This is a genomic window from Terriglobales bacterium (assembly GCA_035573675.1).
In the GTDB taxonomy this organism is placed as follows: Bacteria; Acidobacteriota; Terriglobia; order Terriglobales; family Acidobacteriaceae; genus DATMAB01.
On sequence record DATMAB010000006.1, the window covers coordinates 18,570 to 37,265 of the forward strand.

The 18,696-nt window shown below is 66.3% G+C and carries 13 protein-coding genes; 9 read left to right on the forward strand and 4 right to left on the reverse strand.

From position 1 onward, the window contains the following. The first annotated feature begins 87 nt into the window (after window positions 1-87). Window positions 88-1,629: an NnrS family protein gene (locus tag VNK82_00560; GenBank protein HXE89432.1), complete on the forward strand. Its 1,542-nt coding sequence runs from the start codon at window positions 88-90 to the stop codon at window positions 1,627-1,629. A gap of 21 nt (window positions 1,630-1,650) precedes the next feature. On the opposite strand, the gene VNK82_00565 is transcribed toward VNK82_00560, so the two are convergent. Beyond that, entirely contained in the window at window positions 1,651-3,123 is a 1,473-nt protein-coding gene (locus VNK82_00565; GenBank protein HXE89433.1) for an alginate export family protein, read from the reverse strand. Between the two features lie 246 nt (window positions 3,124-3,369). Here VNK82_00565 and VNK82_00570 point away from each other — a divergent pair, with 246 nt between their 5' ends. The 5 genes from VNK82_00570 to VNK82_00590 all read left to right on the forward strand — a co-directional run bounded on the left by VNK82_00570 (window position 3,370) and on the right by VNK82_00590 (window position 10,374). Further along, window positions 3,370-3,900: a group 1 truncated hemoglobin gene (locus VNK82_00570; GenBank protein HXE89434.1), complete on the forward strand. Its 531-nt coding sequence runs from the start codon at window positions 3,370-3,372 to the stop codon at window positions 3,898-3,900. A 27-nt stretch (window positions 3,901-3,927) separates the two neighbouring features. After that, window positions 3,928-6,540 carry a cyclic nucleotide-binding domain-containing protein gene (locus VNK82_00575; protein ID HXE89435.1) on the forward strand — a complete coding sequence of 871 codons (2,613 nt, stop codon included), beginning with the start codon at window positions 3,928-3,930 and terminating at the stop codon, window positions 6,538-6,540. Window positions 6,541-6,552: 12 nt separating this feature from the next. Then, a complete protein-coding gene (locus tag VNK82_00580; GenBank protein ID HXE89436.1) occupies window positions 6,553-7,581 on the forward strand; it encodes a medium chain dehydrogenase/reductase family protein in 1,029 nt (342 codons plus the stop codon). Window positions 7,582-8,015: 434 nt separating this feature from the next. After that, on the forward strand, window positions 8,016-8,912 hold the full coding sequence (locus VNK82_00585) for a DUF3179 domain-containing (seleno)protein (protein HXE89437.1): 897 nt from the start codon (window positions 8,016-8,018) through the stop codon (window positions 8,910-8,912). 106 nt (window positions 8,913-9,018) lie between these two features. Then, window positions 9,019-10,374 (forward strand): tryptophanase, encoded by a 1,356-nt coding sequence (locus VNK82_00590; protein HXE89438.1) that lies wholly within the window; start codon window positions 9,019-9,021, stop codon window positions 10,372-10,374. 110 nt (window positions 10,375-10,484) lie between these two features. On the opposite strand, the gene VNK82_00595 is transcribed toward VNK82_00590, so the two are convergent. After that, window positions 10,485-12,689, reverse strand: a complete 2,205-nt coding sequence (locus VNK82_00595; protein HXE89439.1) for a xanthine dehydrogenase family protein molybdopterin-binding subunit — start codon at window positions 12,687-12,689, stop codon at window positions 10,485-10,487. Continuing rightward, complete coding sequence (locus VNK82_00600) at window positions 12,686-13,171, reverse strand: (2Fe-2S)-binding protein (GenBank protein HXE89440.1); 486 nt, start codon at window positions 13,169-13,171, stop codon at window positions 12,686-12,688. Before VNK82_00600 ends, VNK82_00595 begins: the two co-directional genes overlap by 4 nt. A 166-nt stretch (window positions 13,172-13,337) precedes the next feature. On the opposite strand from VNK82_00600, the gene VNK82_00605 reads away from it, so the two are divergent. The 3 genes from VNK82_00605 to VNK82_00615 all read left to right on the forward strand — a co-directional run bounded on the left by VNK82_00605 (window position 13,338) and on the right by VNK82_00615 (window position 16,423). Continuing rightward, entirely contained in the window at window positions 13,338-13,811 is a 474-nt protein-coding gene (locus tag VNK82_00605) for a cupin domain-containing protein (protein ID HXE89441.1), read from the forward strand. A 93-nt stretch (window positions 13,812-13,904) separates the two neighbouring features. Continuing rightward, complete coding sequence (locus tag VNK82_00610) at window positions 13,905-15,467, forward strand: SagB/ThcOx family dehydrogenase (GenBank protein ID HXE89442.1); 1,563 nt, start codon at window positions 13,905-13,907, stop codon at window positions 15,465-15,467. 62 nt (window positions 15,468-15,529) lie between these two features. Further along, window positions 15,530-16,423 carry a GGDEF domain-containing protein gene (locus VNK82_00615; protein ID HXE89443.1) on the forward strand — a complete coding sequence of 298 codons (894 nt, stop codon included), beginning with the start codon at window positions 15,530-15,532 and terminating at the stop codon, window positions 16,421-16,423. Here VNK82_00615 and VNK82_00620 read toward each other — a convergent pair. After that, window positions 16,387-18,672 carry a HEAT repeat domain-containing protein gene (locus VNK82_00620; GenBank protein ID HXE89444.1) on the reverse strand — a complete coding sequence of 762 codons (2,286 nt, stop codon included), beginning with the start codon at window positions 18,670-18,672 and terminating at the stop codon, window positions 16,387-16,389. The two genes, VNK82_00615 and VNK82_00620, sit on opposite strands and share 37 nt — an antisense overlap. Window positions 18,673-18,696 lie beyond the last annotated feature (24 nt).

Genomic DNA, 18,696 nt, shown 5'->3' on the forward strand with positions numbered 1-18,696 from the left:
CGCCTCTTCAGGCTTGTGACATTTGTCACATACGCCCGTGACGGCTCCCGCTACGCTTGAGGCAGGTTCAGGAGGGATCGGATCGGCATGATTACCAGGGAGAGCAATGTTCGCGATGTGGTGGCGCGCCACCCCGCAACCCGGCGCGTCTTTGACCGGCACGGCTTGCAGGGCTGTGGCGGCGAGCTGGGCCCCAACGAGTCACTGGAGTTCTTCGCCGCCGTGCACCAGATGGATATCGATCAACTCATCCGGGAACTCGAGGAAGAAGCCGCGCGGCCAGGGGCTTCCGCCTACGTCTACCGCGAGACGCTGCCCGACTACATCTACCGCCGCTTCTTCAAGGCAGGCGTGTTGACGGTGCTGAGCGTCGGCTGCCTGTGGGGCGCGTTCAATCTGCTCACCATCGGATTGAAGGGCAGCTTCCTGCAGCTCGGCCTGCTCTCCTCCATTCACGCCCACGCGCACGCCATGATCTTCGGTTGGATCGGATTGTTCGTCATGGGCTTCGCCTATCAATCCTTCCCGCGCTTCAAGAACACCACCCTGTGGCGCCCGGAACTGGCCAACCTCAGTTTCTGGCTGATGGTGGCGGGGATCGTCTTCCGCATCGTCGCGGAGTTGTGGCAGCCCGCCGTCTGGGCGGTGGGACTGGCGGCAACCTCGGCCATGGCCGAGGTGTTCGCGGTCATTCTCTTTCTTCTCATCCTCTATCGCACGGCGCGGCAGTCGCTCGAACCGCACAACCCTTACGAGAAGTTCATGGGCGCCGCCTTCCTCTGGTTCTTTGCCGGGACGGTGCTCAGCCACGTGTTCTTCTTCGCCAAGCTGACCGCCACCAGCCAGGAGCAGCTCATTCACCGCATCGCGCTCATCGACGGCCCGCTGCGCGAAATTCAGTTGCTGGGATTCGCGGCGTTCATCATCGCCGGCGTGAGCCAGCGCCTGGTGCCGACCATCTACGGTTTGCCCGCGCCCCGGCGCGACCGCCGCTCCTTGATCTTCGGTCTCATGATGGCCAGCCTGCTGCTGAACATCGCCAGCTACGTGCTTTTCCTCACCACCCGCAACCGTTGGTTCGGCCTCGGGTTGGAACTGGCCTACATCCTCATGCCGGTCTGGGCGGTGCTGCTCGTCCGGCAGATCAATCTGTTCGCCACGCCTGAACGCCCCGACCGGACGCTCAAGTTCATCCGCGCCGCCTACTTCTGGCTGCTGGTTTCTGTGGTGATGATGCCCTTCTTCATTCCCTACAGCCTGGCCACGGGCCAGGGATTCGCCCACGCCTACATGGGCGCGCACCGGCACGCCTTCACCGTCGGCTTCATCAGCCTGATGATCATGGGCGTGAGCGCCAAGATCGTGCCCATCCTGGCGGGCGTGGACACGCGCTCGCTCAGTTCACTGTGGGGACCGTTCCTGCTGGTGAACGTGGGCAACGCATTGCGGGTCTCACTGCAACTGGCCACCGACTTCACACCCGTCGCCTATCCGCTCGTCGGCTTCACGGGCTTCATCGAGGTCGTCGGACTGGCGTGGTGGGGAGTCGAGCTGTGGCGAACCATGAACCTGGCCCGCACCCATCGCCCGAAGCAGTTGGTCATGCCAGCCGCATTGGGAGCGCGCTAGCGGTTGCGACATCGGCGCCGCCTACCTGCGCCAGTTGAGCTCCAGGTAGGAAAGACGTCCATTGCCGGCTTTGGGATAGCTGGCCGCAATCGCGCTGCGGGAGAAAGCGCCGCCGAGATAGAACGTGAGCGATACCTGGGAGTTGACCTTCCAGTCGGCGCTCACGTCGGCCATCGTGGCCAGGCTCTTCCGTCCGCCGCTCGGGCGTCCGGCGTAGCCGAACGTTGTGTCCTGGAACGCGCCTCCACCGAGATACCAGAGGTCACGCGCGTTGCCCAGCCGCAGCCAGTGGAGGTCGCTGCGCAACGTCACCTTGGCGTGTGGGCGCAGGATCAGCTCGGCGAAGGCGTCCTCATTATTCATGAGGTTGAAGAAAGGGAAGCGTGCATAGATGCGCGGCGTGGGCAGCACCTGGAAAAAAGTGTTGTGCTCGCCGTCCGCAGGATTGCCGTCTCCGCTGGAACGGAAGTAGCCCAGGCGGAACCAGGGCTTCAGCGTCCACGCGGGCTGATAGCCGACCTCGACGGCGCCCGCACCGGCCCTGTGGTCGAGCGCTCCCCAGTCGCCGAATTGCCACGCTCCCCACAGCAGCACGTCGGCTCGGCCGCGGCCGGCGGGAAACACGTCGAGGTAGTGCCCGCCAAGGGTCGTCAGGCGAATATTCCGGCGGTCGGCCTGCCGCGCCGCCAGCGGGCGATTGTCCACCTTTAGCGCGCCTCGACCGTCGTGGTAGTGGAGCACGAAGGCGCGCCATTCGCCCGTGTTTTGCTTGTGCAGGGCGCGCGTATAGGCGCCGTAGATCGCGTCCACATCCAGGTCGATGCTGCCGTGCGTATCGAACACGCCCTGCGTCACGCGGCCCGCCATCGCCGTGAAGTTGGCGGCGGGCGTCGAGCGCACGTACTCCACTCCATCGAAGCTGCGGCCCACGTGGGAGAAGGCGAAGTTGCCGATCAGGCGATGCGCGATGCGCTCGCGCTTGAGTGCGGCCAGGGTGGCGTCCTTTGGCGTAGTCTCCGCGCCTTCGATGAGCTCAAAGCGTCCCAGCCGCAAGCGGCTGGGCCTGTCGCTTCCCAGCCCTTTCAGGCGGACAAATGCCTGCTTGGGAAAAACTCCCGCGACGTTGCGCTCGGAATCGTTGGCTGCAAAGTAGCTCGGTCCCATGCCGAGCTGTCCCTGCGGAGCGGGCGCAATCGCGTTGTCGGGCAGCCCAAGCAGCGTCGGCTGGGCCAGCTCGATCTGCCATTCCCAGCTCTCGCGGTCTTGTCCGATTCCCAGCCGCACCTGCGAGGCGAAGTATTCGTAGGTGCCGTCTGCCAGCGGCGTGTCGAACCAGTCCCAGCTCTCCAGCCGCAGGCGCACCTGCAGCGTCACTTTGATTGGGAACTTCGCTGCCGGGGGAGAATCGGCCGGCGGGTTCTGCGCCCAGGCTGCACCCGCACTGATCAGGCACAGCGCGAGCACAGCCGCGAGCTTGCTCGAAGAAGACTGCACGAAGACCATCTCCTGCTTACTGCACGCATTTTGGGAGCTCCCGTTACGGTGGTCGGTGATGGGCGTCACAGCGGCGGCGCATCGTACTCCGCCCGATTGGACGAATGGCGTGCGCCACCTTGACTTGCCGGGAAGCGCTGCATAGTATGGCGCAACCGCTGCATTTCGGCAGACCTCAGCAAGCCCTTGGTTGACGGTGAGCTTCTGGCTCCTCCCCGCCCTTGCGGCATGAAAAGGAGAAACACTGTGCGAATCGGAATGATGGGTAGTGCCCGGCGGCTGGCGGCGCATGCGGCCGTTGTATGTCTCGCGGGGCTGCTTGCAGGCTTCCTGCTTTCCTCCACCCGCAGTTTCGCCGGAGAGAACGAAAAGCCGAAGACGCTCTACCAGCGCGTCGGCGGCTACGACGTGATTGCCGGCATCGTGGATGAGTTCCTCAATCAGTTGCGCGGCTCGAAGACGTTCGAGCGCTTCGGCGGCGGACGCGGTGAAGACTCGCTGAAGCGCGCGCGCCAACTCATCGTCGACCAGCTCTGTTCCTTGTCCGGCGGGCCCTGTGTGTACATCGGCCGGGACATGAAGACCGTGCATCAGGGGCTGAAGATTACGGCTGCCGAATGGGACGCCAACATCAAGGCCATGGAACTCGCGCTGGACAAGTTCAAAGTCGCCGGCAAGGACAAGGAAGAATTCATCGCCCTGATCCAGGACACCCGCAAGGACATCGTCGAAGTGGAGGAGAAACCGAAAGAAGTGAAAGCTCCGGGGCGGAACTGAGGTCCGGCCCGAACGAGGCCGAGTCGCATGCGTGAACCGGCGGCACCAGCAACCACCCGGCAACCGGCAGAGGTGACCGGCGAACGCTGGCTGCAGCCGGTTCGCGGGTTCGCCCTGGCGGTGTTTGTGGCGATGCCGGTGCTCGGCTTCCTGGCTCCGCATCGGCTGGGGCGCGTTTTCTGGACCGTCCTCCTGGCTTCCCTGCCCTTGCTCATTGTCCTCGCCGGCTACCATCGCTGGCGGCGCATCTGCCCGCTGGCCTGGCTCTCCCAGCTTCCGGCGCTCCTCGGCCATCCGGGAGAACGGCGCGCTTCCCCCTGGCTGCAGGCCCACTACTACAGCCTGACTTTCGCCATCTTCTTTGTCAGCCTGTGGCTGCGGCTGGTGGCCACCAACGGCCACGGCCAGACGCTGGCCGGCTTCCTGCTGCTGCTGTCTTTTGCCGCCTTCATTTGCGGCGCTATCTACACCGGCAAGACGTGGTGCAACTACGTCTGCCCCGTGCTGTTCGTCGAAAAGATTTACACCGAGCCCCACGGGCTGCGGCCCACGCCCAACTCGCAGTGCGCGAAATGCACTGCCTGCAAGCCCGCTTGCCCGGACATCAACCAGGAAAACGGCTACTGGAAAGAGATCCTCTCCAAGCCCAAGAGGTTCGTCTACTTCGCCTTTCCCGGACTGGTGTTGGCCTTCTACCTTTATTTCTATCTTCAGTCCGGAACCTGGGAGTACTACTTCGGAGGCCGGTGGACGAACGAGCCGCAAGTGCCCTCGACCGCGTTCCTGCCCGGCCACAGCGCCGCCACCGCCGGTTTCTACTTCCTTCCCTCGTGGCCGCGCGCCGCCGCAGCCTTCCTGACCCTGGCCCTGGGCGCGGCCTTGAGCTTCCTGCTGTTCTCGCTGGTCGAGCGATCGCTGGGCGGGCGTCTTCGGCAGCGCAACGAGGAGCTCGACGAGGCGGGCGTCCGCCACCTGATGTTCACCGCGGCGGCGTTCACCGCCTTCGTCACCTTCTACAGCTTCGCCGGCGCGCCCACCATCCGGCTGATTCCGGGAGCGCCGCACTTGGTGCAGATCCTGGTGGTGGCGACAGCGACGCTGTTCCTGGTACGCCGCTTCAAGCGCCGCCAGCAGGCCTATGCGGAAGAGACGCTGGCGCGGCAGATCATCCGGCGCTGGGAATGGGCGGACATGGAGCCGCCCAAGGACCTGCACGAAGCCTTCCTCATCCACACCATCCGCTCGCGCACGCACGCCGGCGGCTACGCGCGCCTGCTGGAGATCTACAAGGACGCGGTGCGCGAAGCCGTGGCCAGCGGCTTTGTCAGCCGCGCCGAGGTACAGCGGCTGGAATCGCTGCGCAACCAGTTGCAGATCAGCCAGGCGGATCACGAGCGCATCATGGCCGACCTCGACGAGGAAGAGCGCGCGCGCATCAGCGACCCGGCGCTGCAGGTCTCCGCGGAGAAGCGCCTGCAACTGGAGACCTACTCGCGCGCGCTGCAGGGATACCTGGAGCGGATGTCGCGCGCGGCCTCCGCGCCGGAGGAGAGCTTCATCCGCCATCTTCGCCAGGAGTACGGCATCACTGCGGAGGAACACGCGGCCCTGCTGCGCCAGTTGCTGGGCAAAGGAGAGACCGTAGCTCCGCACGTGGCCGGCGCGCTGGAAGCCATCGAAGGCGCCCTGCGCACCCTCCGCTTGCTGGCTGCCGCGCCTTCCTCGGCGGGAGATTTCCTGGCGGAAGCGCTGTCCCGAAGGTGCTCGCACGCGGCGGACGGCTTGTTGCTCGCCTTCGGCCGCGATCCGGAGAAGAAAGAGGACCGTGCGCTGCGCGATCAACTGATTTCCGGCGACGCCGCGGTGCGGAGCGCCGCGGCTCAGACGCTGGGCGAAGGCGTCTCCGCCGCCGTGGCGGCGCGCCTGCGAGAAGCGTGGGAGATTGCGGCACGTGAAACTGGGGCGCGAACTACGCTGGCCGACGCTGTGCGTCCGCACCTGGCGAGCGCCGACCCGTACGTGCGCGTGGCCGCGATGTACCTGCTGGGCGAACGTGCGGCCGTGGACGAGGAGACGCTCAAGGCCATGGTCCACGACGAGCACGACGTGGTCTCGGAGACCGCCATCTGCCTGCTGATGCGCGCCCACCAACTGGAGAGCCGCGAGCAGACCGGCCTGGTGACCGTGGAGCGGATGATCGCGCTGCGCTCGGTGCCGCTGTTCGCTTCGCTCGCTCCCCAGGACCTGGCCAGCCTGGCGCGCGCCAGCCTCGAGCTGGGTTTCAAGTACGGTCAGCCTTTGTGCGTAGAGGGCGAGCCGGGCGACGAGGTCTTCATCCTGCTGAGCGGCGAAGTCCGCGTCCTGCATGCCGACGGCAGCGAGGAGCGCATGACGGCCCGCGAGAACTCGGGAGGTTTCATCGAAGAGCTGTCGGTGCTGGATTCGGCGCCGCGCGCGGCCACGGTGCTGGCGGGAGTTGGCGGCGCGCGCGTCCTGTGCCTGAAGGGCAAAGCGTTCCGCGAGGTGCTGCGCACCAATCCGTCCGTGGTCTCGAGCGTCATCCACGCGCTGGCCGCGCGACTGCGCGGCGCGCGGGCGACCAGCACGGAGAGCAGCCGGCCGCAGGCCCGCGTTTCCTGAGAGGGTTTTCGCATGCACGCCATGGTGGTGCGGCGCTACGGGCCGCCGGAGGTGATGGAGTGGCGCGAAGTGCCCGACCCCAAGCCGGCCGCAGGCCAGGCGCTCATCCGCGTCCGGGCCATCGGGATTAACTTTGCCGACATCCTGGCGCGCCTGGGCGTGTACTCCACCGTGCCCAAGCCGCCGTTCGTTCCCGGGCTGGAGTTGGCCGGTGAAGTCGAGCAGGTCCCGGGCGCCAGCGAAACCACGCTGAAGGTCGGCGACCGCGTCGCGGCGCTGACCATGTTCAACGCCTATGCCGAGCGAGTGGCAGTCAACGCCGAGCAGGCCTTTCCCATCCCGGACGGGATGACGTTCGAAGAAGCGGCCGCCATCCCGGTGAACTATCTTACGGCGTGGCAGTCGATGTTCGAGATGGGGAATCTGCGCGCCGGCGACCGTATCCTGATCACCAGCGCGGCGGGCGGCGTGGGCGTGGCGGCGGTGCAACTCGCGCGCGCGCACGGCATCGTGACCTTCGGCACCGCCGGGCCGGCGAAGCAGGACTTCCTGCGCCAGACCGGCGTGGACCATCCCATCGATTACACGCGCCAGAGCGCGCTCGAGGTCGTGCGCCGCGCGGCGCCCGAAGGCATCGAGATGGCGCTCGATGCCATCGGCGGGAATTCGTTCCGGCAAAGCTACCGCTGCCTGGGCCCCATGGGACGGCTGGTGGTCTACGGCTTCTCGACCGTCGTGGGACCGAAAGGGAAGCTGAGCTATCTGCACGGCGCGAAGGAGATGCTGGAAACGCCGCGCTTCCATCCCCTGAAGCTCATCGACCGGAACATCGCCGTCATCGGCGTGCACATCGGCAAGCTGGCGCACAAGTCGCGCGTGCTGCGGCCGCAACTGGAAGAGATCTTCCGGCTGTATCATGCGGGCCGGGTGAAGCCGGTCATCGGCAAGACTTTTTCGCTCAAGGAAGCCGCGGCGGCGCATCAGTACATTCATGATCGGAAGAATGTGGGCAAGGTCGTGCTGATGGTGGACCAGGGCTAAAGCCCTCTTCAATTGGCCCGCTGACGCGGGGCTAAAAGCCCCGCTCTCCCACCGGAAGCCAAGGACAGGCGGAAAGATAAGCGATAGACTCGAAGCACATGGTGGCGACAGAAAATCAATCACGGTGGAGCTTCTGGCTGCTTTTCCTTCTGCTGGTGGCTGCGGGCCTGAGCCTGGTCGCCGTCCCCATGTACGTGATCCGGCCGTTCCGCGTGCAGGGCGCGGGCGAGCTGGAAATCGCGCTGGCCTTGGTGCGCTGGGCGCCCATCTGGACGGTGATCGATGGCGTGCTCGCGGCCCTCGTCGCCATTCTCTTGTGGCGAGGCAGCAGCATGACGCGCTGGCGCACCGCGGGACGGCGCCTCCTCGTGCTCGCCGGCATGCTGCTGGTCGCCAGCGCAGCGGTCATGGCGCGCGTGAACCTCTTCGAGCGCATGTTCCGCCCGGTCACGGGAGCGCAGTTCGTGGCCGCATCGGACGCGTCCGTAGACGACGATGACATGGTGCTGGCGGTGCGCGTGGGCGACCAGGCCCGCGCCTATCCGGTGCGCACCATGGCCTATCACCATCTGCTGAACGACACCCTCGCCGGCGAGCCTCTCATCGTCACCTATTGAACGCTCTGCCACACCGGTCTGGTGTGGAAACGGGCGGTCGACGGAAAGACGCTCACCTTCCGCCTGGCTGGCATCAACAACCAGAACTTCCTCATGCGCGATGAGGAGACCGGCAGCGTGTGGCAGCAGGTGACCGGCCGCTGCGTGTTCGGGCCGCTGCGCGGCAAAGCGCTGGAGCTGGCCGGCTCCGAAGAGTTGACCTTCGGGCTGTGGAAGCAAGAAGCGCCCGCGGGAACGGTGCTGGCCCCGGTGGCGGAGTACGCTGCCCTCTATGCCGAAAAAGACTGGGACCAGCGCATGGCCCGCTATCCCACGGTGCTCTCCTTCGACCCGCTCCCGCCGCGGGAGCTGGTGCTGGGCCTGAGCGTGGGCGGCGCGGATCGCGCGTTTCCGGTCAAGAGCGTGATGCAGCAAGCGCCCATCATGGATAGCGTGGGCGCAACGCCCGTGGTGCTGGTGGTGGGACCGGACGGCAAGTCGGTGCGGGCGTTCGTCGCCCGGCTCGAGCCCGGCGGCGAGGCGACCGAGTTCCATAAGAAGACCGGCGAGCCGTGGGCGCTGCTGGACTCTGCAACCGGCAGCGAGTGGAACTTCCAGGGCTGCGCCGTCTCAGGCCCAGCGCAGGGCAAGTGCCTCGAACGGTTGCCGCTGCTCAAGGACTACTGGTTCGACTGGCGGAACTACCATCCGCAGACCACGGTGTACCGACACTAGGCTTGGTGCATTTTCGCTGAGCTCCCTGTGATTCAAGTCACTGACGCCTCGAGCCATTCGGGCGAAGGTACACCCAGCGCAAGGGATGTGTGCGCAGAAGCGTGCCATGGCGGTTCGCACCATCATCGAGCCTTTCAAGATCAAGTCGGTGGAGCCCATCCAGTGGACGACGCGGGAGCGGCGCGAGGAACTGCTGCGCGCGGCGCACTACAACCTGTTCCAGGTGGCGGCGGACGAGATCCTGATCGACCTGCTGACCGACTCTGGCACCGGCGCCATGTCCACGGCGCAGTGGGCGGCCATGATGGAAGGTGACGAGAGCTACGCCGGCAGCCGCAGCTTTTACCACTTGCGGCGCTCGGTGCAGGGCATCTTCGGCTACCGGCACGTGATCCCGACCCACCAGGGACGAGCGGCGGAACGCATCCTGTTCAGCGTGATGTGCCGCAAGGGCGACGTGGTGCCCAACAACACGCATTTCGACACCACGCGCGCCAACGTGGAGTTCGTGGGAGCCGAAGCCGTGGACCTGCCCTGCATGGAGGGGCACGATCCGTCCCGCCCGGCGCCGTTCAAAGGCAACATGGACGTGGCCGCGCTGGAGAAGCTGATCGCGCGCGTGGGCCGCGAGCGCGTGCCCCTGGTGATGCTGACGGTGACCAACAACTCGGGCGGCGGCCAGCCGGTTTCGATGGAGAACGCGCGGGCGGTGAGCAAGGTGTGCCGGGGGCACGGCATCCCGCTGTACTTTGACGCCTGCCGCTTCGCCGAGAACGCCTACTTCATCAAGTTGCGCGAGCCCGGCTACGCGGAACGCTCGCCGCTGGAGATTGCACGCGAGATGTTCGCGCTGGGCGACGGGTGCACGATGAGCGCCAAGAAAGACGGACTGGCCAACATCGGCGGCTTCCTGTGCACCAACGACGATGCGCTGGCGCAGCAGGAAGAGAACCTGCTCATCCTCACCGAAGGCTACCCGACCTACGGGGGCCTCGCGGGACGCGACCTGGAGGCCATCGCGGTCGGCCTGGAAGAAGTGCTGGACGAGGGCTACCTGCGCTACCGCATCACTTCGACCGCGTACCTGGGCAACCACCTCGCCGAGCAGGGCGTACCCATCCTGCAGCCGCCCGGAGGCCACGCCATCTATCTGGACGCGCGCGCGTTCCTGCCGCACATTGCGCCGGAGCAGTTCCCCGGCGTGGCGCTGGCCAACGAGCTGTATCTCGAGGGCGGCATCCGGTCGGCCGAGATCGGCACGCTGATGTTCGCCCGGGCCGCGCAGCATGACCTGGTGCGGCTGGCGATTCCGCGGCGCGTCTACACGCAGAGCCACATCGATTACGTGATCGAGGTGATTGTGGCGGTGTGGAAGAGACGAAACGACATCCGCGGGCTGCGCGTGGTCTACGAGGCGCCGTTCCTGCGCCACTTCACGGCGCGGCTGGAGCCGGTGAACTGAGCGCGGGCGGGACGCCCGCGCGACAGCCGGCGAGTCGCCGGCGCTACCATGCCACTGGATCGAAATGTAGGCGGAGCCGGCGGCCGCGGCCGCAGGCTCCTGTTTCCCCTTTAGGCCAGGTCCTCGGCGCGAATAGGCAGGCGGCGCAGGCGCTTGCCGGTAGCCGCGAAGATGGCGTTGAGCACGGCGGGCGTGGCCGGCGGCAGGCCGGGCTCGCCGATGCCGGTGGGCCGCTCGGTGGAGCGGACGGTATAGACCTCCACCTTGGGCATGGCGTCGATGCGCATGAGATCGTACTCGTGGAAGTTGGACTGTTTGACTCCACCTTTCTCGATGGTGATCTCGCCATACAGCGCAGCGCTCAACCCGTAGACAATGGCGCTCTCAACCTGGGCGTGCAGGGCCTCCGGATTGATGACGGTGCCGCAATCCACCGCCGCGACGACGCGATCGACGCGCAGCTTGCCGCCCTCGACCGTGACCTCGGCCACTTCCGCCACATAGGTCTGGAAGGAGTAGTGGGCAGCGATGCCGCGGCCGCGGCCCTTGGGCAAGGGACTTCCCCAACCGGCTTTCTCCGCGGCCAGCTTGAGCACGCCCTTGAGGCGTTCGGTGTCGAGCGGTGGAGCCTCCGCATCGACCGGGTTCTTGACCTTGCGCGGCTCGGCAAGCAGGCGCAGGCGGAACTCGAGCGGATCGACGCCGGCGGCGGCGGCCATCTCATCCATGAAGCACTCGACGGCCAAGGCGTTCTGCGAGCTTTCGACCGACCGCCACCAGGCCACCGGCACGCCGGAGGGAACGGGCGCGTACTCGATGCGAAGATTCGCGAACGCATAGGGCAGATCGGCAGCGCCGGCGACCTCGGACTGCTCCGGCGGATCCTTGGGACTCCAGAGCGAGTTGATGGCGGTGGAGACGATGCGGTGCTGCCAGACCGCCGGCTTGCCTTCGGCATCGAGCGTGCCCTGGAAGCGATGGAAGCTGGCAGGACGGTAGAAGTCGTGCTGCATGTCGTCTTCGCGCGTCCAGACGAGCTTCACCGGCTTGCCGACGGCTTTGGAGACCTGCGCGGCCTCGACCGGATAATCGCCCTGGTAGCGGCGGCCGAAGCCTCCGCCCATGAAGGTGGTGTGCACCACGACCTTCGAGGGCTCGACGCCTGCGACCTGAGCCACGGCGCCCTGCGCCCACTGCGGAGCCTGGGTCGGAGCCCAGACTTCCGCGCCGTCGGGACGCACGTGCACGGTGCAGTTCATGGGCTCCATGGTGGCGTGAGCCACGAACGGCACCTGGTAGTCGGCCTCAATCTTTTTGGCGGACTTGCCGAGCGCGGCATCGACGTCGCCTTCGCTGCGCACTGACTTGCCGGGTTTGGCAGCCAGGTCCTGACATTGTTTCCACAACGATTCGCTGGACTCGGCGGCGTGCGGGCCGTAATCCCATTCGACCTCGAGCGCTTCGCGGCCCTGCATGGCGGCCCAGGTGCTCTCGGCGACCACGGCGACTCCGCCGGCGCTGTGCACATCGGCGACGGCGGGGATCTGCACGACGTCCTTGACGCCGGGAACCGCCTTCGCCTTGGCGGCGTTGAAGCTCTTCGGCTGCCCACCGAAGGTCGGGCAGCGGGCCACCACAGCGTAGAGCATGCCCGGCACCTTGACGTCGAGGCCGAACTTGGCGCTGCCATCCACCTTAAGTGGGACGTCCGCGCGCGGGATGGAGGTTCCGATGATGCGGAATTTCGCCGGCTCCTTCAGCGGAACCTGGTTGGGATCGGGCAGAGGGAGTTGTGCAGCCTTCTCGACCAGTTCTCCGTAAGGCAGGCTGCGCTGGCCATGCCAGACCGCCCCCTTCTCGGCACGGCATTCCTTCGCGGGCACGCCCCAGGTCTGGGCGGCGGCAGCAATGAGCATTTCGCGCGCGGTGGCGCCGGCGCGGCGCAGAGGAGCATAGGACTCGCGCACGCTGCTGGAGCCGCCGGTGCCGTGGCTGTAGATGCGGGGATCGGTGGGCGCCTGCTCGATGCGCACCCTGGCCCAGTCCACCTCCAACTCCTCGGCCAGGATCATGGGCAGAGTGCCGTAGACGCCCTGGCCCATCTCCGACTTGGCGACGATGAGCGTGACCTGGCCGGCCTTGTCGATGCGCACCCAGGCGTTGAACGGGTTGGGATTCTCGATGCGCTTGACCTGCTGCTGCGCCAGCGCGTCGAGCGGAAGGTAGAAGCCGATGACCAGCGCGGCGCCGCCGGAAGCGGTGGTGGCGAGAAACTCGCGTCGCGTGACTTTGGAAAGTGCGGTCGTGGTTTTCATCGGGCACCTCCGCCGACCGCGGCCGGGGATTCGACGGACTGGGCCGCGCGATGCACGGCGCGGCGGATCCGCTGGTAGGTGCCGCAACGGCAGATGTGCGTGCCGAGGGCGTCGTCGATGTCCGCGTCGCTGGGCTTGGGATTCCGCGCCAGCAGTTCGGCCGCGGTCATCAGCATGCCGGACTGGCAGTAACCGCACTGCGGAACCTGCTCGGCGATCCAGGCCTGCTGCAAGGGATGGCTGCGGTCGGGCGACAACCCTTCGATGGTGGTGATCTTTTTGCCGGCGACCTCGCTGACGGCGGTGATGCAGGAGCGGGTGGCCTGGCCGTCCACGTGGACAGTGCAGGCGCCGCACTGCGCGATGCCGCATCCGTACTTGGTGCCCGTCAGGTCGAGGACGTCGCGCAGCACCCAGAGCAGCGGGGTTGCAGGGTCGACGTCCACCTGGCGCGATTTTCCGTTGACGAAGAAAGAAATCATGCCCACCTCCCGTGCGTGCGGTTTGCGGGTTAGACGACTGTGCAGGCGGAACGTTTCGGGCGATTATTCTAGCTCCGGGCAAGCAAAAAATCCCGGCATGAGCAGATTTCACTGACGTGAACGGCAGCGAACCGGGCTGCTATACTCTGTGCCTCCGGAGAGCGTGATGCGCAAGCTGCTGCTGGCCGCGATCCTGCTCGTGCTGCTGCTGGAGTTCTCACGGGCGCAATCGAAACCCTCCGCCACGGACCAAGTGGTGATGCACGCCCGGGAGCTGAGCTGGAAACCACTCATCCCCGGTTTCGAAATGAGCGTGGTGAGCGGCGATCCGTCGAAGGCGGGAATCTACGTCCTGCGCATCCGCTCCCAGAAAGGCGCAAGGATTGCGCCGCACTGGCATCCCGAGGACGAAGCTGTCACCGTGCTGGCCGGAGAGTTCCGCCTGGGACACGGCGAGAAGTACGACCCGAGGCAGATGCGCCCGCTGCGGCCCGGAGATTTCGCCACCGTGCCCGCCAGGATGGCGCACTACGGCTACGCCTCGGCGGGATGCATTGTGCAGGTGCACGGCATGGGGCCGTTCGTGGTCAACTGGGTGAATCCGGAAGACGACCCCGCCAAGCAGGCGCCAGCGAAGTAGTTTCCGCTCGCCCCATACACGTTCTCAGCTTTCTGGGGCACCGGTACGCCCGGATGAAACCGGCAACGGACTGCTAGACTTCCTGCGCGCGGCATGAACAACCGGGACCTGGATGCGGGTTGGGCGTACCACAATGCGACCAAGCATTCCTACGCCAGCGTGCGCTCGGGAGCGCACTTCCTGGACTGGGCGAACCAGCCGCTGCCGTTCAAGATCTATCCGCACTTGGAAGCGATTCCGTTGCCGCGCGAAGCGCCGCAAACCGGCGTGGCCGCGCTGGCGGCGATCGCGGAGACAGGAAGCGGACGGCCGAATGCCGCTGCCCTCGACCTGCAAACGCTCTCGCTGCTGCTCTACTTCTCGGCAGGGATCACCCGGCAACGCAAGTATCCCGGGGGCGAGATTTACTTCCGTGCCGCAGCCTGTACGGGAGCGCTGTATGAGATCGAGCTGTACCCGGTGGTCCGAACTCTGCCCGACCTGGACGCCGGGGTCTATCACTTCAGTCCGGCTGATTTTTCGTTGCGGCAGTTGCGAGCGGGGCATTGGCGGGGGACGCTGGCGGAAGCCACCGGCAACGAGCCGGCCGTAGCCCAGGCGCCGCTGATCCTGGTTTGCACCGGCACATATTGGCGGAACGCCTGGAAGTACCAGGCGCGTACCTACCGGCACTTTGGCTGGGACAACGGGACGCTGCTGGCCAACCTGCTGGCCATGGCCGCTGCCTTGGGATTGCGCGCACGGGTGATCTGCGGCTTCGTGGATGCGCAGGTGAACCGGCTGCTGGGCGTGGACGAGAAGCGCGAGGTGGCGTTCTCGCTGGTAGCTATCGGAGAGGACCACGCGCCGCCGGCGGCGCCCGCGAGCGCTCCACAACTCACCTACGAGGTACTACCGGCCTCGCGGCGCGAAGTGGACTACCCCGCGATGCGCGAAGTGCATGCGGCGTCCAGCCTGACGACGCCGGAGGAAGTGGCTGCGTGGCGCGGCCAGTTGCCTGCGATCGAGCCGGCCCGCCGTACCGGTGCCCTCTTTCAGCTCCGGCCACTCAACGATGACGCCATGCCGCGCGATCCCATCGAGCGCGTGATCCTGCGGCGGGGCTCGACGCGGCGGTTCGCGCGCGCGCCCATCACGCAGGAGCAACTGGCGACGCTGCTCGATCGTTCGACGCGCGCAATCCCGGCCGACTTCCTCGAGCCCGGCGGGCGGATGCTGAACGAACTCTACCTGATAGTGCACGCGGTCGAGGGAGTGGCGGCGGGCGCGTACTACCTGCGGCGCGAGACCCTGGAGCTCGAACTGCTGAAGGAAGGAAGCTTCCGCGAGGAGGCGGCGTTCCTGGGTCTGGAGCAGGAATTGCCGGGGGACGCGAGCGTGGCGGTGTTCTTCCTGGCAGACTTGAAACGCATTTTCGAACGCTTCGGCAATCGCGGGTACCGCGCGGCGCAACTGGAGGCCGGCATCCTGGGCGGCAAGCTGTATCTGGCCGCCTACGCGCTGGGGCTGGGCGCAACGGGACTCACCTTCTATGATGACGAGGTCGTGCGCTTCTTCTCTCCTCATGCTGCGGGCAAGAGTGCGGTCTTCCTGACCGCGATCGGCCAAAAACCGAAACGGGAAAAGGCCGCGGATACCCAGTCAGCTTCAGCATGACGGCCTGTCTTCCGGTGTGGTAGGGTTTCGCAGCTCGCAATCGCTCCAGGGTTCGCCCGTACATGCTACGAACGCTGCTTCGCTTCCTCGCACGCCAACCCAAGGGGCTAGTCCTTTTGCTGGCCGTGGCGCTGGTCTTCTTCATCTTCGCAGTGGACTACGTCACGGGAACCGACATCGCCGTCTTCCTTTTCTACTGGATTCCGATCGCCCTGGCGGCCTGGCGCGGCAGGCTGCGTTCCGGAATCCTCATCGCACTGTTATGTGACGCCTCCTATGTCGCAGCGAACTACCGGATCGCCGCGGTATCGGGTCCCCTCGTGCTGTATTGGAACGCCGCCATTCGGCTGGGGTCCTACGTGATCACGGCAGCCCTGGTGGCGGAGGTCAAACTGTTGTTCGACCGGCTGCACGAACTCGCCCAGACGGACCCTCTCACCGGCGCCTACAATGCGCGCGCTTTTTACCGGATAGCGGAAGAGGAGCGCGCCCGTGGCCAGCGCTACCGGCATGCGCTGACCGTGGCGTACATGGACATCGACAACTTCAAGACGGTGAATGACGCGCACGGGCACGGCACGGGAGATGCGCTGCTCATCGCCGTGGCCCGCACCCTGCGCAGCCATTTGCGGCGCTCGGACGTGCTGGCACGGATGGGAGGAGACGAGTTCGCAATCCTGCTGCCGGAAGCAGATGCCCGCTCGGCTCGCCAGGCTTTCACCAAACTGGAAGACGCCTTGCGAGCGCTGGCCGAAAGCCAGGGATGGCCCGTGACTTTCAGCATCGGCGTGGTGACCTATGAAGTGCCGCCGGGCCTGACTGAAACCATGGTGCAGGCCGCCGACCACCTGATGTACTCGGTCAAGAACGGCACGAAGAACGGAATCGCGTTTGCGGTCGAACCGGGTCCGGGCTCGGCTCAGCGAGGCAGCTCCAGCGTGAGCTCGGCGGTGTAGGCGAGAAACGGGTCGGCGGTCGATTCCAGGGAGCGCTGCAGCAAGGCGCAGTCGTGGCGGAGTTCGCCGGAAAACACCGGCTTGCCGTTCCACTCGATGCTTATGTTCCCGGGCCTGGGAAGCAGTTCGGGACGCAGCAGCAAGCGCAGGCGACGGACGTTATCGGTGCGTAAGCGAATGGTGTTGTCGTCGCGCAGTTCGGCTTTGACGCGAGCATCCCCTTTCTCTTTCTCCAGGATCTCGAGCCAGTAGTGGCGCGGGTATTGGAGCGTCTGCGCGGTGAAGGTGAGGAGGCGAGGAAACGCCTGGCGCTCGAAGCGCTCCAGGAACTTCAGCGTCATGCCTTCGTCACGGGCAAGCGTGACCTCGTGCTCCCAATCGGGGAAGATGTGCATCTCCAGCGGGGCGCGGTGGGGCTTGAGCTGCTCCACGCTTTCGGTGGTGGCGGAGGCGCCGATGGTCCTGTCCAGCGCGCCGTGCAACCAGAGCATGGGGAGGTTGGCGGCGTTGGCAGGCTGCGGCAGCGCGTCCGCTTCGACCTCAGGAATAAAGAAGCCCGCACCCATCTGCGACACAACAGCGGCAAAGCGGTGGGGAAAGAGCGTGGCGTAGTAGGCGGCGCCCGTTCCTCCGTTGCTGACGCCGGCGATGAAAATTCGGCGCGGGTCGATATTGAACGTGCGCATCAGCTCGCCGAGCAAGGCGTGCATGCGGGCCGTGGGGGCGTGCTTCCACCAGAACCCGCCGGCGTGCGGGTACACGACGATGTAACCGGTCTGCGCCGCCGGCTCCGTGCCGATGAGCGCGCCCTCGATGGCGGGTCCGCTGTTTCCGGAAAGGTAGATGAGCAGGGGAAAGGGCTCGTCGCCGCGGTAGTCCTCCGGGATGCGAACAAGATAGGGCCAGCCCGGATCGGGGCCGGAGGTCATGGCGCGCGGGCGAACGTCCTCGGGCTCCCAGCGGAAACTGCGGCGGCGCAGGATGTCCTCGGTCCAGGCTTCGGGGTCCTCACAGCGCGAGACTGAACTTCCGGCGCCGTCACCCGCGCCGGAAGGAGGCGCCTTCTTCGCTGTACCCGCCTGAGGGTCAGGGCTGATCCTGTCCCAAGCCGCGAGGGCGCGAGCGGGATCGCGCAGATGCACGGCCTCTGCGGCGGGAAGGCGGGCGCGCATCCATGCCAGGGCGGCCTGACGCACGAAGTAGTCCGGGTCGCGGAGCGCACGTTCAATCAGGGGACGCGCGACCTCGCTGCCATCAGACTCGAGCGCGCGCACGGCCAGGGTACGTACGCGAGGATGTGCGGAACCAAGCAGCCTGGAAAGCTGTTCCACAGAAGGCGGTGTCAGGCGGCGGCGGTAGGCGAGTGCCAGCACGCGGCGCTGCAATTCGGCGTCGCCGCCATCGAGAACCGCGTAGAGATCTGCAACCTCGAGCGGCAGTGTGTCCGCGACGAGCAACGCCGCCATCAGCCCGTGCTGGAGGTCGGGTTGTGCCAGCCACTCTTCGGGCTCTTCCTCACGGCGGCGTTCCACCAGTTCCAGCTTCAGCTTTTCGCGCGTAATGCCGCGCAGAAACCCGGGATACGTTCCTTCGTACTCCAGGCGGGCAAGCGTGCCGGTAGCAGGACAGAACCAGTAGCGGACGGAGACGTTGCCCTCGGCGGAAACACCCTCGGAACGCAGGCAGCGCTGTTCGGCAATCGGTTCCCAGGCGACGGCGCGAAAGCGCAGGCCGAGGACGCTGGGCGCCTGCCAGGTATCGCCGGGCCCGACCGGGTGTTCGGGCAGCGGCTGAATCTCGTGGAAGTCGTACAGAATCTTGCTGCCCGATTCGCGAACCACCTGCCAGAACAGCAGCGCCGCGCCGGAGGCGGTCAGGCGGTTGGCCTCGGCGTAGCGGGCGGTGCGCGCCAGGACGGGTGCCGCGCGCTTGCGCTCCCGCTCCGAGCGGTCTTCGCCATCCAGCTTGAAGCGGACAAGCTCGTAGCTTTCGCGGTTGCGCTGAAAGCCAACCGCCATCGAACCGGCATGTTCATCCGCGACCAGCACGTGGGTGGTCCAGGAGGCGCGGGAGAGCGCTTCAACGCGTCCCCCGGTGGTTTCCCGCTCAAGGCTCTGATGGTAGACGAGGTGGTCGCCCGGCCGCAGGTCGTAGCGGAGTGCAACCAGCGGCTCCTGGGCAAGGGCCGGGAGGGAGAGGCAGAGCAAGCCGAGAGCGTAGAGCGCGGAACGATATGGCGTGCGTGTCAAGGAAACCCTGGTTCCCGACGAGCC

Coding starts and splice junctions, on each gene's coding strand:
- VNK82_00580 (HXE89436.1), top strand. CDS start 6,553: ATGCACGCCATGGTGGTGCGGCGCTACGGGCCGCCGGAGGTGATGGAG.
- VNK82_00610 (HXE89442.1), top strand. CDS start 13,905: ATGAACAACCGGGACCTGGATGCGGGTTGGGCGTACCACAATGCGACC.
- VNK82_00615 (HXE89443.1), top strand. CDS start 15,530: ATGCTACGAACGCTGCTTCGCTTCCTCGCACGCCAACCCAAGGGGCTA.
- VNK82_00600 (HXE89440.1), bottom strand. CDS start 13,171: ATGATTTCTTTCTTCGTCAACGGAAAATCGCGCCAGGTGGACGTCGAC.
- VNK82_00605 (HXE89441.1), top strand. CDS start 13,338: ATGCGCAAGCTGCTGCTGGCCGCGATCCTGCTCGTGCTGCTGCTGGAG.
- VNK82_00590 (HXE89438.1), top strand. CDS start 9,019: ATGGCGGTTCGCACCATCATCGAGCCTTTCAAGATCAAGTCGGTGGAG.
- VNK82_00560 (HXE89432.1), top strand. CDS start 88: ATGATTACCAGGGAGAGCAATGTTCGCGATGTGGTGGCGCGCCACCCC.
- VNK82_00575 (HXE89435.1), top strand. CDS start 3,928: ATGCGTGAACCGGCGGCACCAGCAACCACCCGGCAACCGGCAGAGGTG.
- VNK82_00595 (HXE89439.1), bottom strand. CDS start 12,689: ATGAAAACCACGACCGCACTTTCCAAAGTCACGCGACGCGAGTTTCTC.